The following is a 13,758-nucleotide window of genomic DNA, read 5'->3' on the forward strand; positions in this document are numbered from 1 at the left end:
TGAGGTGGTCAACTACCTAATTTTCAGGGAAAAAGTACCTGAATTTTCCCCCGATCCCCGCAATGGCTGGCACTTTTTGAGGGGAAAAAAGTCCAAAAGTCTTATCCAACAAGGTTTTTAGATTTATTCAGCAGACCCTATTTATACTTATGCTCTTGGGGCAGAAAAAGTGAGAAACTAAAAAAGTTCTCAAAAAATATTCAAGTCAAGAAAAATGTCAAAGATAGAAGTAAAAAATCTAGACCACTTTTGTTCTAGAGCGAAAACAATTGACAAAAATAGCCGAATGTCTTTCTCTATAAGGGTTTCATCCCTCGAACCAATTTTTGCTTCAAAGCCAGCTAAACAAGATTTCTTTGACCGAATTTGGTTCTCTCGCATCCGTGTCTTAACCTGTCGGTGATTCACCAAGATGTGTCAGGCAGTCAGATAAAAAACTTGTTTCTGGGCGGGGAATCCCTACAATAGGAAACAGGATAATTAGTAGTAGATGAAAACCGATGGGTCAGTTTTTTAAACAAACTTTCGCTAGTTGCTTGGGAACTTTATTGGGATTATTGGTATTTTCGTCCCTAGGTGTGGGGGGATTAGCATTTTTACTGCTTTCTTTCCTGATTTCTAGCGATAGCTCCTCAGTTAAGGAAAAATCAGTCTTAGTTTTTAACTTAGCCACCAATATCAGCGATGCTCCCCCTAGTTCAAGTTTAGCCGATAGTTTGACCAGTGAGAGTCGGATCACTTTAAATTTGCGACAGGTGATAGCGGCGATCGAAAAGGCCGCCCTTGATGATAGTATTGTCGGTCTGTTACTCTACGGTCGCGGCACTGTCGGTGAATATGGCTATGCTACCCTGACGGAAGTGCGGCAAGCTTTGGCAAAATTTCGCCAATCGGGTAAAAAAATTATCGCCTACGATGTGGAATGGACGGAAAAGGAATATTATCTCGCTTCCGTTGCTGAAAAGGTGATTATTAATCCCGTGGGGAGAATGGAAATTAATGGTTTAAGTAGTCAACAAACCTTTTTTGCCGATGCACTAGAAAAATATGGTGTGGGGGTACAAGTGGTAAAAGTGGGTTCTTTTAAAGGTGCGGTGGAACCCTATACGCGTCAGGATTTAAGTGTCCAGAATCGTCAGCAGCTGCAAACCCTACTCGATACAATTTGGTCTAATTATAGTTCCACAGTGGCCAAAAGTCGCAATTTAACACCCCAACAGGTGCAAACTATTTCTGATACTCAAGGTATTCTGGAAGCAACCACAGCGAAAAAGGCGGGTTTTGTTGATGAAGTGGCCCATTTAGATCGAGTAATTGCTTTAGCAAAGGATTTGACAGGAGAAGCAAAAAATAAAACTAATCAGGAGGAAAACTCTGGCTCCTTTTCGCAAATTTCTTTAGCTAATTATGCTAGTTCTCTCGATGAGGAGGAAGATAGTAGCGATCAAATAGCGATAGTTTATGCAGAAGGGACAATCGTAGAAGGTCAGGGAGATAGAGGCGAAATCGGTGGGGATAAATTGGCGAAGGAATTGCGAAAATTACAAGGGAAGGAGGAGGTAAAAGCGGTAGTTTTGAGAATTAATAGTCCGGGGGGAAGTGCCACCGCTTCCGAGGTGATTCTGCGAGAAATTAAGCGTTTAGATGCGAAAAAACCAGTAATTATTTCTATGGGTGATGTGGCAGCTTCTGGGGGTTATTGGATTGCGATGGGGGGTCAAAGAATTTTTGCCGATAATGATACAATTACTGGTTCGATCGGTGTGTTTGGATTATTGTTAAATATCCAGAAGATTGCTAATAATAATGGCATCGATTGGGATACGGTTAAAACTGGACAATTAGCCGATCTATCTACTATTACCAGACCGAAAAATCCCCAAGAATTAGAAATTTATCAAGCGGCAGTTAATCGGTTCTATGATTTATTTATCGAGACGGTAGCCAAGGGGCGAAAATTATCCCCAGACAAGGTAAGAACTGTGGCCCAAGGTCGCGTCTGGACGGGAAAAGATGCGGTTAAAATTGGTTTAGTTGATCAAATCGGTGGCCTAGAAGCGGCAGTACAATACGCAGCCAAAACAGCTAAATTAGGAGATGATTGGAGTCTTAAAGAATATCCTCGATCGCAAAGTTGGCAAGAAGAACTTGTCTCTAATTTCTTGCAAACCTATCTTCCTCCTCTAACTAAAAATAATCACCCTTTGACGCAGGAATGGCAAAATTTTCAGCAGGAATTATTGAAGTTACCTACATTTAACGATCCCCATAGTGTTTATGCTAAGTTACTTTTTAATCTCGATTTTCGCTGATACTTAGGTAAAAATAATGCCCGCTAATTCTGAAATTATTTGACGACAAAAATTTCTATGAATCGCCCTAATAGCGTTATTCTCGGTTTAGCCTATATTTTGGGATTGTTATCTACAGGTCTGGTAGATTTTAGTCCCCAGTTAAACCGATGGCAAGAAGTGGTAATTAGAATTGTTATTCTTAGTCTAATTACCCTATTAACCACGATTTTTATCCGTCGTTTTTGGTGGCAAAGTCCCCCTAGAAAAATTTGGCTGATGGGGGGATTAATAGCTATATTTGCCGTTGTTTATCTAGAAATTCGCACTCCTTACCCCACCGCAAATGATATCAGTCATCTTTTAAAAAATAATGTGGTTAACTCTATTAAAATCACGGGCAGTATTATATCAGAAATTCGTCTCAATCGCCGAGAAAATTTACAATTTTGGTTAGAAGTAAAAGAATTTAGCCTCAAGAATTTACCGACAGAAAAATCCACGGGTAAACTCTACGTTACTCTACCAAATCTAGCAGAAAATCAGGTTTATCCCGGACAAGAAATAACAATTAAAGGATTACTTTATCGTCCCCGTCGTGCGAATAATCCCAATGCTTTTGACTTTGCTAATTATCTGGCGCGTCAGGGTGCTTTTGCTGGTTTAAAAGGGGAAATAATTATCGATAAAAAATCACCGAATTGGGGAATTTGGCAGATTCGTCAGCGCATTGTTGAGGCACAAATTCAAAGACTAGGCCAGGAAAAAGGGACTTTATTAAGTTCGATTACCCTCGGACGACAAGCGGTTAATTTGCCAGCAAAAATCACTGATTTATTTATTAAAACTGGATTAGCTCACATTTTAGCAGCTTCTGGCTTTCATGTGGCTATTTTGTTGGGATTTGTTTTAACTATTACTCGCAATTTATCCCCCAAACAACAGTTTATTATTGCCCTTACTATCTTAATAATTTACGGCACTTTAACTGGGTTACAACCTTCAGTGCTGCGGGCGATTTTGATGGGAATTGGGGCATTAATCGGTCTGCTTTATAATCGACAAGTTAATAGTTTAGGATCCCTGTTACTAGCGGCTACAATTCTATTATTATGGCAACCTCTCTGGATTTGGGATTTAGGATTTCAGTTAAGTTTTTTAGCGACTTTGGGATTAATTATTACCGTTCCTTTGCTGAAAAATAAAATTGACTATTTACCTAATTTAATCGCTGAACCTATAGCTATTAGTCTAGCTGCTAGTCTCTGGACTATGCCTTTATTAATGTTTACCTTTAACTCGATCGCTCTTTATAATATCCCCATTAATATTATCACAACTCCCCTAGTTACCCTGATTAGTTTAGGAGGAGTTTTTACGGCCTTTTTAGGCTTAATTTATCCCCCTTTGGGCAGTATCAGCGCTAGTATTCTCTATTACCCTCTAGAGTTATTACTGCAAATTACCACCTTTTTTAGTCTGCTTCCTTTTAGTACCTACTCCACAGGTAAATTATCTTTAGGAGTGATGTTAATTATTTATATTTGCCTTACCTTAATCTGCTTTAATATCTGGTTTCGTCAACGGTGGCATTTAATCGGTTTATTTATCCTCACTTTAATTTTAATACCGATTATTTATCAGCATTTAACTTTAACTCAGGTGACAGTTTTAGCCACCAAATCGCAACCGGTAATAATTATTCAAAATCAAGGAAATACTCTCTTAATTAATGGGGAGGAACCCGCAACAGCACGTTATACAGTTTTGCCCTTTTTGCGACAGGAGGGAATTAATCAAATACAAAGAGCAATAACCGTCAATAATTCGGCGCAATTCTCAACTATCAGTGAGGACATACCGATTCAAAAAACTATTAATTTATCCCAGTTAGAAAAATTTAATCTCGGCGAAATTACTGGACAATTGATCGAGAAAAATTTATTTAAATTTCAGGTAAAAAATCAATCTTGGCTATGGATTGTCAACCCGAAAATTCCCGTTAATTTATCCCAAGAATTTAGCCCCCTAGTGTTATTATGGCAGGGAAGCAATCTAGATAAACAATGGTTAGAGTCAATTCGACCACAAACAGCGATCGCTGTCACCACCAATCTCTCCCGTAATGCCAGAAATAAACTGAGAAAGTCTGGTATTAAGACTTACTGGACCGGGAGAGATGGAGCGATTCAATGGACAGCAAAAAATGGATTTCAACCCTTTCTAATTAACGAGTGATGTGTACCACCAAAACCGAACAGGGAGCATGATGTACCACATAATTACTGACACTACCTAAGATTAACTCAGATAAACCCGATCGACCGTGACGACCAACAATAATTAAATCTATCCCCTCTTGCTGGGCAACTTGACAAATTTTCTGGCCCGGATCACCGATATAATAATCAGCCCGGGCTATGATATTATCCTCCTTAGCTCGATCGACTAAACCGTTTAACCAAGCTTGTAATTCCGCTTGCATTTCTTCGGTGATTTGTTGTTCTAAGGCGATCATATCGGGGGGATAACCGCCACCATAACCGATCAGATTACCATAAATAAAAGTTTCCGTGTAGGGAGTCAAAGGTTTAGACAGACTATAAATAATCCGCAACTCACTAGCGTAGGTTTTCGCTAAGAGAATAGCCGTATTCAATACCTCTGGAGTGACATCTTGATAATCCACAGCCACGAGAATTTTATTATAGAGTTTGTTGGTATCCCGATCGACTGAGAGTGTTTCCGTATTATTCATCGAATTAACCTCCTCGATAGCAGATAAAGTCAGGGTTGAAGTTAATCTTTTTTCCCACCGGCTGCCAGCAATACCCTGGGGAAATAGCCAAAAATTGCTGAAAGCTGATGACTGATAGTTGACGCTCCCCTACCTCTAGTGTGACATTTTTCGGATGATGTAGCTAAATCCCCAAAAAAATTAACAATTTGGGGAGACTCCGAGACGATACCCTAGGGTTGATTCAAGGTAGGGTTGATTCAAGGTAGGGTTGATTCAAGGTAGGGTTGATTCAAGGTAGGGTTGATTCAAGGTAGGGTTGATTCATGAATCAACCCTACCCAAACCCCGGAGCGCATTAGCTTTTCGGTGGGATGCTTACAGCCAGATGCTGATACATTTGTAATCATCTAAGAGTCACTGATAATTGCTGATTGTCGGTATTTCTGCAAATGTGAGATGCACCCCTAGATTTTTTATAAAAGTATTTATCTTAAGATACAATATGGTTGAGATTTTTTGCAGCAGAGGATCTAGTCGAATGAATGAAGATAGCAAAAATTATGAGATGCAAATTCTGGCAATGATGATCAATCAGTATTTGGATGATATGGTATCTCTGAGTGAAGAAAAATTAAACCAGCTAGAAGCAAACCGCGATCAGATTGTTTGGGATTTAGCCACAAGAATTTACAAGGAAAGTGGTCATAAAGTAGAATTTCATATAATACGAAACTTAATTAATTCTAGAATTGAAGTTATGAGATATCAGTTATTTTTCAGTCAATCCAGTCTATTGGAATCAAGGAGAATCAATGAAGAGAAAGCTATTAAAATAGCAGAACAAAAAGCTAATGCTGTTATTAACGATAAAAACAATGATGATACCGAGAAAATAACGTCACAAGACAATGAACGAAAACTGGCAATTTTTATCAAAGTTCAAGAGATAATTAGTGATCAATTAGATGTGGAAAAGTCTGAGATACATATTGATGATGAACTATTTTATTTAAAATCTAAGGAAACCCTCAGTAGTTATAGTTCTTCTAGCTTTTATAGTTCTTATGGTTCTTGTAGTAATGGTTTATTAGTCTCAAATTGGGGAGGAGATGAACTTGATACAGTTGAATTAATCATGACTTTAGAAGAAGAATTTGATCTAGAACTTTCAGAAGAAAAATGCCAAGAATTTACAACAGTGAAAAAGCTAGTTGATTATCTGGCTGAAAATTTAGGCAAGTAACAATATTAATTTTTACGAAAATATCTCAAGTTATCAGCCAAATATAGCTATAATCCAATTAGAGCGAGTTCTAAACCAACAACTTATGATTAGTCGCTACATTGTCGCATGGCTACCGATGATCGTAATAGGAGTTAGTAACGGTATCCTCCGAGAAACCACCTACGGAAAATATCTCGATGAACTGCGCGCCCATCAAATTTCTACCCTGACAGGAATCCTCTTTTTTAGTCTTTATATTGGCGCTCTTGTCTATTTTTTGGGTCTAGAATCCTCCGGTCAAGCAATTACCATCGGTTTAATTTGGTTACTATTAACAGTGGGTTTTGAGTTTCTGTTCGGCCATTTTATCGCCGGTCACTCTTGGTCAAGATTAGGGCAAGATTATAATCTTTTAGCGGGACGAGTTTGGATTTTGGTTCTCTTGGTCATTACTTTTGCTCCTCTACTATTTTATCAACTTTTTTCTTAATTATGAAAGCTATTATCATTAATCGCTATGGCGATAGTAATGTTCTCCAATACATAGACATAGAAAAGCCAATTCCCCAAGCTAAGGAAGTCTTAATTAAGATTATGGCAGCGGGAATTAATCCGATTGATTGGAAGATTCGTCGGGGGATGCTCAAAATAGCCACAGGTAATAAATTTCCCCTGCAATTAGGTTTTGATTATAGTGGAATTATCGTTGAAAAAGGCAGTCAGGTGGAACAATTCCAGATCGGAGATGAGGTTTTTGGTTTTCTCAATCAATTACCCGGTAGAACCTATGCTGAATATGCAATTATTCCCGCTTCCCTATTAGTTAAAAAACCGCATAATCAGAGTTTTATTGAAGCTGCCGCCACTCCTTTAGCCGCTTCTACCGCTTTGCAAGTCTTGCGGGATTTTGGCGGTATTCAAGCAGGAAATCGGATTTTAGTGAATGGTGCATCGGGAGGAGTGGGTAGCTTTGCCGTGCAGATAGGGAAAATTTTCTCCGCAGAAGTAGATGGAGTTTGTAGTAGTAAAAATATCGATTATGTCACCTCTTTAGGAGCAGATAAAGTTATCGATTATACCCAAGAAGATTGGAGAAAAACCGAGCAGAAATATGATATAATCTTCGATGCTGTGGCTAAGTCTTCTTTTTGGCACTGTCGTCAGCTTTTAAAACCCCAAGGCACCTATATAACCACCCTCCCAAATCCCGGAATTATCTTCCTAAATTATCTCGGTGCTTGGTTGCCCCAAAAAGGGAAACTGATATTTTTTGCTCAAGCACAAGCGTCTGACTGGCAATTTCTCAAAGAAGCGATCGAATCGGGAAAATTAACTGTTAGAATCGATCGCACCTATACTTTTTCCCAGGTGGTAGAAGCTCATAATTATAGTGAATCGGAAAGAGTGCGCGGAAAAATAGTCCTGATCCCCGATTAAGGATAAATAGTTAGGGTTTGCTGAATAAATCTGAAAACCTTGTTGGGTAACACTTTTAGACCTTTTGTCAATCAAAAAGTACCAGATATGGGAGTGATCGGGGGGAAAATCCCTGGACTTTTTCCCTGAAAATTAGGTAATTAACCCCCTGAAAATGGGTAAAACCCTACACCCCACACCCCACACCCCACACCCTGTCCCCACCAACAAACTTTTTGCTGCAAACCCTAAATAGTTAGGGATTTTCCCGATTTTTTGGGGAACGAGTAAATAGTTTTAAGTAAGTAGAAACAGAGAATTCCTTAATTGGGAAGGTGATAAAAGTCAAGGGATTAATAGTAATAATAATATTGCGGCTATCCCTCTGTACCGCCTTGATAATCTGTTTAGCCACCCAATCGGCGGACATAATACCCAGAGGATTTAAATTACTCTTAAAAGGGCCAAGAATTAGCTTTCTTACCACACAGGGGGCATCTAAACGACGCAGGGTAATCATATCACCGATCGCTCGTTTACTGAGTTCGTAGAGGGGACTAAAGGCAGGATTAACCTCTGCTTCCGAGGTATTCACCCAGACTTCCTTGCGGGCAATTTGCTCGTTAGTGCGGACAGTTTTGAAGAATAATTCCATTAAACGCCAGACGGAAAAAGTATTCACTTGGTAGGCTAATTCGATCGCTTCTGGGGTTCTTTGGCCGTGGACATTAACGCCATGATTTAAAATCAGTATATCTACAGACCTAAATAAGTCCTCAAGTTGCGTTTCTTCACCGATTTGCCATTTCACGGTTTTTACAGGTACTGATTCGCCGTTAATTTCAATAGCGATCGCATTCTCCCTGGAAGTGAGCGCGATTACCTTAGCTCCTTTCAGTTGTAGGTACTTTAACAGCGATCGCCCTAAGGTTCCATTCGCTCCGGTAATGGCGATCGTTTTACCCTTAAGAGAAAGTGCCGTCCCCATCAATTTATCCATAAAGGTGAAAGTTCCACAATAATAAGCCTTTTGGTTATCAAAATGGTGTCGCCAGTGGTAGGTACGATTAACGCGCCATTGAGCCGGTAAACTCTCAAATTGCCCCGGACGATGGGTTAAATCGGTTAATTCCTCCAGATTGGCGATGCCTAAACCTCGACCGATCGCCGTACTGAGAAAAGTCAAAGTATAAAGGGAACCTAACCAACCCAACCAAGGGCGATCGAACCCCCAAGAGTAGGCCAGTAGTACAGGTAAAACACTGGCAGCCAACATCACCAAGGCCTCTGGTACATCATTGTACCAGTGCGCCCGACGATAAATTTCCTCGCTCATTACCGACAGATCGGGACGAAAAACCCGATGATGCCAGACGTGCAGACGATAAAGGGGCTGCCAATGGTGGGCCAGAGCATGATAGCTATCACGCACGATCTCCACCCAAATAATTGAGCCACAAATCAGTCCGACACAGAGGAGCAGGTTTGACATAGGGGATAAATGTTAAATTTTCTCAACGAATGTAAACAGAGCAATCTTAGCCGAAAAAGCGCATTTATCGGGCAAAAAAAACCAATAGCCTGAAAAACTAGGGTTTCTTTCCCGAAAAAACTTAAGATTCTGTTAAAAATTTTAACAATTTTCGGTAAAATAAAGCAAGAAACAAGCGTCTACTGGAACAGTTACTTAACCTGAGTCGATTATGGCAGAAAATTATTGGTCGCGAGAGGATGATAACGAAGAATTAGACCCGATTGGTTCCCTCCTATCTGACTGGTCCGATCCCGAAGACGAAGAGGACGAATTTAGGAGCGAAATTTTTCAAGGCCGATCGGGACGCAGACAGAAAGCGGCTTTTAGCCTCATGGCGATCTGGACAATAATTATCGGACTTCATTGGCTTAGTTGGGGTTATTGGGCAATTATCGCCTTAACTATGGTACTATCGGGGCAAGCTTTGCGGCTGCTGTTCACCAAACCAGAAACGCCGCCAGTTCCTTTACCAGATCAGGATTTAGCCTCTGTCCCCAGGGTGTCCCTCTTAGTAGCGGCCAAAAATGAAGAAACCGTAATCACGAAACTGGTTAATTATCTCTGTCATCTAGACTATCCCCAAGATAAGTTAGAAGTTTGGATCGTCGATGACTATAGCACCGATAACACCGGTGCAATTCTCGATCGCCTTGCTTTAGAATATCCCCAATTACAAATTCTCCATCGTCCTGCTAATGCCGGAGGTGGCAAATCCGGCGCCTTGAATCAGGTTTTATCCCTGACTAACGGGGAAATTATTGGCGTATTCGATGCCGATGCGGGATTATCCGCCGATTTACTGCGTCATGTCGTCCCGATGTTCGACGATCGAGAAGTAGGTGCGGTACAGGTGCGAAAAGCGATCGCCAATGCCGCCGAAAACTTCTGGACAAAGGGACAAGCGGTAGAAATGATCTTTGATAGTTGTTTCCAACAGCAACGGATCGCAGTGGGAGGGATCGGAGAATTGCGCGGAAATGGTCAATTTGTCCGACGTAGTGCCTTAAATCGTTGCGGGGGTTGGAATGAACAAACGATCACCGACGATCTTGATTTAACTATTCGTCTCCATATCGATAATTGGAAAATTAATATCTTAAATTTTCCCGCAGTAGCGGAAGAAGGGGTGACAACTGCGATCGCTTTATGGCATCAGCGCAATCGTTGGGCCGAAGGTGGTTTTCAGCGTTATCTCGACTATTGGAAAGCAATTTTAAAGTCTCCCATGCCTTGGCCGAAAAAGTTTGATTTAATTGCTTTTTTGATCGTTCAATATATCTTACCTGCGGCCGCTATTCCCGATCTTTTAATCACTATTACTCGTCATCAAGCTCCGATTTTAACTCCTTTAACTGGTTTGGCTCTTTCCCTTTCTCTCTGGGGGATGGTGACAGGATTAATCCGAGTCAATACGGGTAAAAAATTCACTTTCGCTCTTGGTTTGGACATCCTTGCTCAAACCATTCGCGGCATGATTTATATGATGCACTGGTTTATTATTATTCCCAGTGTCAGCCTGCGGATGGCTTTGCGTCCTAAACGTTTAAAATGGGTGAAAACCGTTCATCTGGGGGAACATCTCAGCGCCGAAGTTTAATTTTCGAGGATAGACTCCCAAAACTTTGGACTTATCAGGACTGAAATCCCCTGTCAGTAAAGGTTACAGCCTTTGGAAACCCCTTTGGGAAAAATTTCCAATTTCCTTAATCATGCTTGCTACCAATAATGTGTTAATTTAGATACAGAATTGAATTCCGTGACAGCACTGGGGTGGCGAAAAGCGCTCGCTCCAGTTTTTTTTCTCGAGAAAACGGGTTTCTTCAAGAAACCCGTTTTCTGTAGTTTTTTTTGCGGGAAGCATCCCCCTCTCCTCGTAGGTTAAGGGGGTGAGATCATAACAATCCGTTGCCAAAACCGACTTTTCAGAATACAATACAGAAGAGTAGTCATTCATCGCTCAGATTAGTTAAGATGATATTACATGACTAATAATATTGACCATGACCGCTTATTTAAGGAGTTAATCTCCACCTTTTTTGTCGAATTTATTGAGTTGTTTTTCCCTCAATTGATCGATTATTTAGATAGGGACTCGATTACTTTTTTAGACAAAGAAGTATTTACCGATGTCACCGAAGGAGAAAGGTATGAAAGCGATTTAGTCGCACAAGTTAAGTTTCGAGGAAAAGAATCTTTTTTTCTGATTCATGTGGAGGCGCAGGAAAGTTCCCGCCAGTGGTTTAACCGGCGAATGTTTACTTATTTTGCTCGCTTTCATGAGAAATTTGTCTTACCGATTTATCCGATTGTAATTTTTTCTTATTCAAAGCCAAAAAGAGAAGCGATTAGTCAATATGTAGTCGATTTTCCCGATTTTAAGGTGTTAGAATTTAACTATCAAGTAGTGCAGTTAAATCGATTAAATTGGCGAGATTTTCTTAATCAACCGAATCCGGTTGCTTCAGCTTTGATGGCGAAGATGAACATTGCCGAGAAAGAGCGAGCCAAGGTAAAAGCGGAATGTCTGCGCTTGTTAATCACTTTAAGGTTAGATGCGGCGAGAATGCAATTAATTTCTGGATTTATTGATACTTATCTCAATCTAAATCCGGTCGAAGAGATACAATTTCAACAAGAGATTAGCACATTTAGTCAACCCGTACAGGAGGGAGTTATGCAAATTACCACCAGTTGGATGCGTCAAGGTATTGAACTAGGTATTGAACAAGGTATTGAACGGGGTATCGAACAAGGTATTGAACAAGGTATCGAACGGGGTATCGAACAAGGTATTGAACGGGGTATCGAACAAGGTATCGAACAAGGTATTGAACGGGAAAAGACATTGATTCTTCGTCAACTTAAACGAAAGTTAGGGGAGATTAATCCTTCATTGGAAACTAAAATTATGGAGTTAAGTATTGATGATGTCGAAGCATTAGCAGAAGCTTTATTCGATTTCTCTACAGTTAAAGATTTAATCAGTTGGTTAAATACTTTAACTGCCTAGGTTTGACGTTAGCGAACGCATCTTCGCCATGACAAGGGGTAAGATTGCTTCGGAGAGGGAATTTCAGTTAACAGTTAACAGTTAGAAGTGAGGTCTGCCAAAGGGAATTGACAGACCGCAAAACATAGGATAGCATTTGTATAATTCTTATCAAAATACGGAGAAAATATGACTCTAGTTATTTCCCAAGAAGTGATTAAAGCAAGTGGTTTATCAGAGGATGAACTGTTGAAGGAAATTGTTGTTATGTTATTCCAACAAGATAAGATTAGCTTAGGAAAAGCAAGTGAGTTATTAGGTATTAATCAAATCAAGTTTCAACGGATGCTTTCTGAACGAGGAATTTGTATTCACTATGATGTTGCTGAGTTTCAGGAAGATATTAAGCATTTAAAAGAGAAAGGTTGGCTATGATTATTATTAGCGATACTTCTCCTCTCAGCAGTCTTGCTCTTGTTGGCTATCTGTCAATCTTAAAAGATATTTATACTAATGTTGTTATTCCCCAAGCAGTTGCCAATGAATTAGCCAATTTAACTGAGGAAGATATCCGCATTAAAGCGATAATTTCTCTGAACTGGATACAGGTTAAACAAGCCGCTAATTTGGAACTTGTGGCTTGTTTGAGGAATGAATATAATTTAGATCTTGGCGAAGCAGAAGCAATCGCTCTTGCCTTAGAATTAAAAGCAGATGAATTGTTAATTGATGAGCGTCTTGGACGGAGGGAGGCTGTGCGTTTGGGGCTGTCAATTACGGGGGTTCTAGGAGTTCTTTTAATCGCTAAAAATAGAGGATTGATTGCTAAGGTTCAACCCATAATCGATGCTCTAATACTCCAAGCAAATTTTCGCATCAGTCGTCAACTTTATGAGGAGGTTTTGCAAACGGCAAATGAATTAGATTAAGTTGTGATTTTAGAAAACGGGTTTCTGCGAGAAACTATTTAGAAAACCCGTTTTCTTGTTCCTTTGAGAAACCCGGTTTCTTGTAATCAATGTTAATTTTTGTTATATCCCCCTTGAAAAATTCGGGATTCTTTGCATAAAATAGTCGAAGTCATCCTTTGCGGTTAATGTCATGACTTCTACCCTTTTGCCGGGCTTTCCTGCTGTTGACGATGTTTTGTTCAATTTCGCTCAATCTGATGGCTTGAGTCAAGCTAATCGGGTGGATAGTGCGAGAAATCAGCGTTTAACCGCTACCTTAGTTTTCCTCGATGCTGGTGTTAGCGATTATCAAAGTCTCCAAGCTGGGGTAATTCCAGAAGTCGCCACGGTTATTCTCTCTCCCAACGAAGACGGAATCGAACAGATCACCGCTTTTTTACAACAAAATCCCCAGATTACCACCACCACCTCTATTATTAAATCGGTGCGTTACGCTATCGCGCTTCACAGCCTACGAGTAAGCAAACAACTCCAATGAACCAAACAACAGCCAATTATGATGAACCCTGGAAAGAAGCATTAACCGAGTATTTTGAAGCGTTTTTATGCTTCTTTTTTCCTGAAGTTCACCAACTAATTGATTGGACAAAAA

At 40.1% G+C, this 13,758-nt stretch carries 13 protein-coding genes; 10 read left to right on the plus strand and 3 right to left on the minus strand.

Annotated features, from left to right (window positions below):
- Window positions 1–500: 500 nt before the first annotated feature.
- A complete protein-coding gene (gene sppA / locus PX482_RS00725; protein WP_002756587.1) occupies window positions 501–2,312 on the plus strand; it encodes a signal peptide peptidase SppA in 1,812 nt (603 codons plus the stop codon).
- 57 nt (window positions 2,313–2,369) lie between these two features.
- Complete coding sequence (locus tag PX482_RS00730; RefSeq protein WP_002756586.1) at window positions 2,370–4,529, plus strand: ComEC/Rec2 family competence protein; 2,160 nt, start codon at window positions 2,370–2,372, stop codon at window positions 4,527–4,529.
- Here PX482_RS00730 and PX482_RS00735 read toward each other — a convergent pair.
- On the minus strand, window positions 4,519–5,049 hold the full coding sequence (locus PX482_RS00735) for a universal stress protein (protein WP_002756585.1): 531 nt from the start codon (window positions 5,047–5,049) through the stop codon (window positions 4,519–4,521). The genes PX482_RS00730 and PX482_RS00735 overlap by 11 nt on opposite strands.
- Window positions 5,050–5,569: 520 nt before the next feature.
- Here PX482_RS00735 and PX482_RS00740 point away from each other — a divergent pair.
- The 3 genes from PX482_RS00740 to PX482_RS00750 all read left to right on the plus strand — a co-directional run bounded on the left by PX482_RS00740 (window position 5,570) and on the right by PX482_RS00750 (window position 7,693).
- Window positions 5,570–6,274 (plus strand): acyl carrier protein, encoded by a 705-nt coding sequence (locus tag PX482_RS00740; protein ID WP_052275519.1) that lies wholly within the window; start codon window positions 5,570–5,572, stop codon window positions 6,272–6,274.
- A gap of 85 nt (window positions 6,275–6,359) precedes the next feature.
- Complete coding sequence (locus PX482_RS00745) at window positions 6,360–6,746, plus strand: hypothetical protein (protein WP_002756583.1); 387 nt, start codon at window positions 6,360–6,362, stop codon at window positions 6,744–6,746.
- Window positions 6,747–6,748: 2 nt separating this feature from the next.
- On the plus strand, window positions 6,749–7,693 hold the full coding sequence (locus PX482_RS00750) for an NAD(P)-dependent alcohol dehydrogenase (protein WP_002756582.1): 945 nt from the start codon (window positions 6,749–6,751) through the stop codon (window positions 7,691–7,693).
- A 235-nt stretch (window positions 7,694–7,928) separates the two neighbouring features.
- Here the strand turns inward: PX482_RS00750 and PX482_RS00755 are convergent, their stop codons facing one another.
- Window positions 7,929–9,164 (minus strand): bifunctional sterol desaturase/short chain dehydrogenase, encoded by a 1,236-nt coding sequence (locus PX482_RS00755; RefSeq protein ID WP_002756581.1) that lies wholly within the window; start codon window positions 9,162–9,164, stop codon window positions 7,929–7,931.
- 211 nt (window positions 9,165–9,375) lie between these two features.
- On the opposite strand from PX482_RS00755, the gene PX482_RS00760 reads away from it, so the two are divergent.
- Window positions 9,376–10,803 (plus strand): glycosyltransferase family 2 protein, encoded by a 1,428-nt coding sequence (locus tag PX482_RS00760; protein ID WP_002756578.1) that lies wholly within the window; start codon window positions 9,376–9,378, stop codon window positions 10,801–10,803.
- Between the two features lie 138 nt (window positions 10,804–10,941).
- On the opposite strand, the gene PX482_RS00765 is transcribed toward PX482_RS00760, so the two are convergent.
- Window positions 10,942–11,160 carry a hypothetical protein gene (locus tag PX482_RS00765; RefSeq protein WP_071824944.1) on the minus strand — a complete coding sequence of 73 codons (219 nt, stop codon included), beginning with the start codon at window positions 11,158–11,160 and terminating at the stop codon, window positions 10,942–10,944.
- Window positions 11,161–11,187: 27 nt separating this feature from the next.
- On the opposite strand from PX482_RS00765, the gene PX482_RS00770 reads away from it, so the two are divergent.
- From PX482_RS00770 to PX482_RS00785, 4 genes are all read left to right on the plus strand, one after another.
- Window positions 11,188–12,216, plus strand: a complete 1,029-nt coding sequence (locus PX482_RS00770; protein ID WP_002756576.1) for a DUF4351 domain-containing protein — start codon at window positions 11,188–11,190, stop codon at window positions 12,214–12,216.
- A 168-nt stretch (window positions 12,217–12,384) separates the two neighbouring features.
- On the plus strand, window positions 12,385–12,630 hold the full coding sequence (locus PX482_RS00775; protein WP_002756573.1) for a UPF0175 family protein: 246 nt from the start codon (window positions 12,385–12,387) through the stop codon (window positions 12,628–12,630).
- Complete coding sequence (locus tag PX482_RS00780; RefSeq protein WP_002756572.1) at window positions 12,627–13,124, plus strand: PIN domain-containing protein; 498 nt, start codon at window positions 12,627–12,629, stop codon at window positions 13,122–13,124. Before PX482_RS00775 ends, PX482_RS00780 begins: the two co-directional genes overlap by 4 nt.
- A 172-nt stretch (window positions 13,125–13,296) precedes the next feature.
- Complete coding sequence (locus tag PX482_RS00785) at window positions 13,297–13,644, plus strand: DUF4347 domain-containing protein (RefSeq protein WP_288094645.1); 348 nt, start codon at window positions 13,297–13,299, stop codon at window positions 13,642–13,644.
- The last annotated feature ends 114 nt before the right edge of the window (window positions 13,645–13,758 follow it).

The organism is Microcystis sp. M53602_WE12 (genome assembly GCF_030065455.1).
Taxonomy (GTDB): domain Bacteria; phylum Cyanobacteriota; class Cyanobacteriia; order Cyanobacteriales; family Microcystaceae; genus Microcystis; species Microcystis aeruginosa.

Excerpts from the sequence above, each read along its gene's own strand:
- PX482_RS00775 (WP_002756573.1), top strand. The coding sequence starts at position 12,385 with ATGACTCTAGTTATTTCCCAAGAAGTGATTAAAGCAAGTGGTTTATCA.
- sppA (WP_002756587.1), top strand. The coding sequence starts at position 501 with ATGGGTCAGTTTTTTAAACAAACTTTCGCTAGTTGCTTGGGAACTTTA.
- PX482_RS00755 (WP_002756581.1), bottom strand. The coding sequence starts at position 9,164 with ATGTCAAACCTGCTCCTCTGTGTCGGACTGATTTGTGGCTCAATTATT.
- PX482_RS00730 (WP_002756586.1), top strand. The coding sequence starts at position 2,370 with ATGAATCGCCCTAATAGCGTTATTCTCGGTTTAGCCTATATTTTGGGA.
- PX482_RS00735 (WP_002756585.1), bottom strand. The coding sequence starts at position 5,049 with ATGAATAATACGGAAACACTCTCAGTCGATCGGGATACCAACAAACTC.
- PX482_RS00740 (WP_052275519.1), top strand. The coding sequence starts at position 5,570 with ATGAATGAAGATAGCAAAAATTATGAGATGCAAATTCTGGCAATGATG.
- PX482_RS00780 (WP_002756572.1), top strand. The coding sequence starts at position 12,627 with ATGATTATTATTAGCGATACTTCTCCTCTCAGCAGTCTTGCTCTTGTT.
- PX482_RS00745 (WP_002756583.1), top strand. The coding sequence starts at position 6,360 with ATGATTAGTCGCTACATTGTCGCATGGCTACCGATGATCGTAATAGGA.
- PX482_RS00760 (WP_002756578.1), top strand. The coding sequence starts at position 9,376 with ATGGCAGAAAATTATTGGTCGCGAGAGGATGATAACGAAGAATTAGAC.
- PX482_RS00750 (WP_002756582.1), top strand. The coding sequence starts at position 6,749 with ATGAAAGCTATTATCATTAATCGCTATGGCGATAGTAATGTTCTCCAA.
- PX482_RS00785 (WP_288094645.1), top strand. The coding sequence starts at position 13,297 with ATGACTTCTACCCTTTTGCCGGGCTTTCCTGCTGTTGACGATGTTTTG.
- PX482_RS00765 (WP_071824944.1), bottom strand. The coding sequence starts at position 11,160 with ATGAATGACTACTCTTCTGTATTGTATTCTGAAAAGTCGGTTTTGGCA.
- PX482_RS00770 (WP_002756576.1), top strand. The coding sequence starts at position 11,188 with ATGACTAATAATATTGACCATGACCGCTTATTTAAGGAGTTAATCTCC.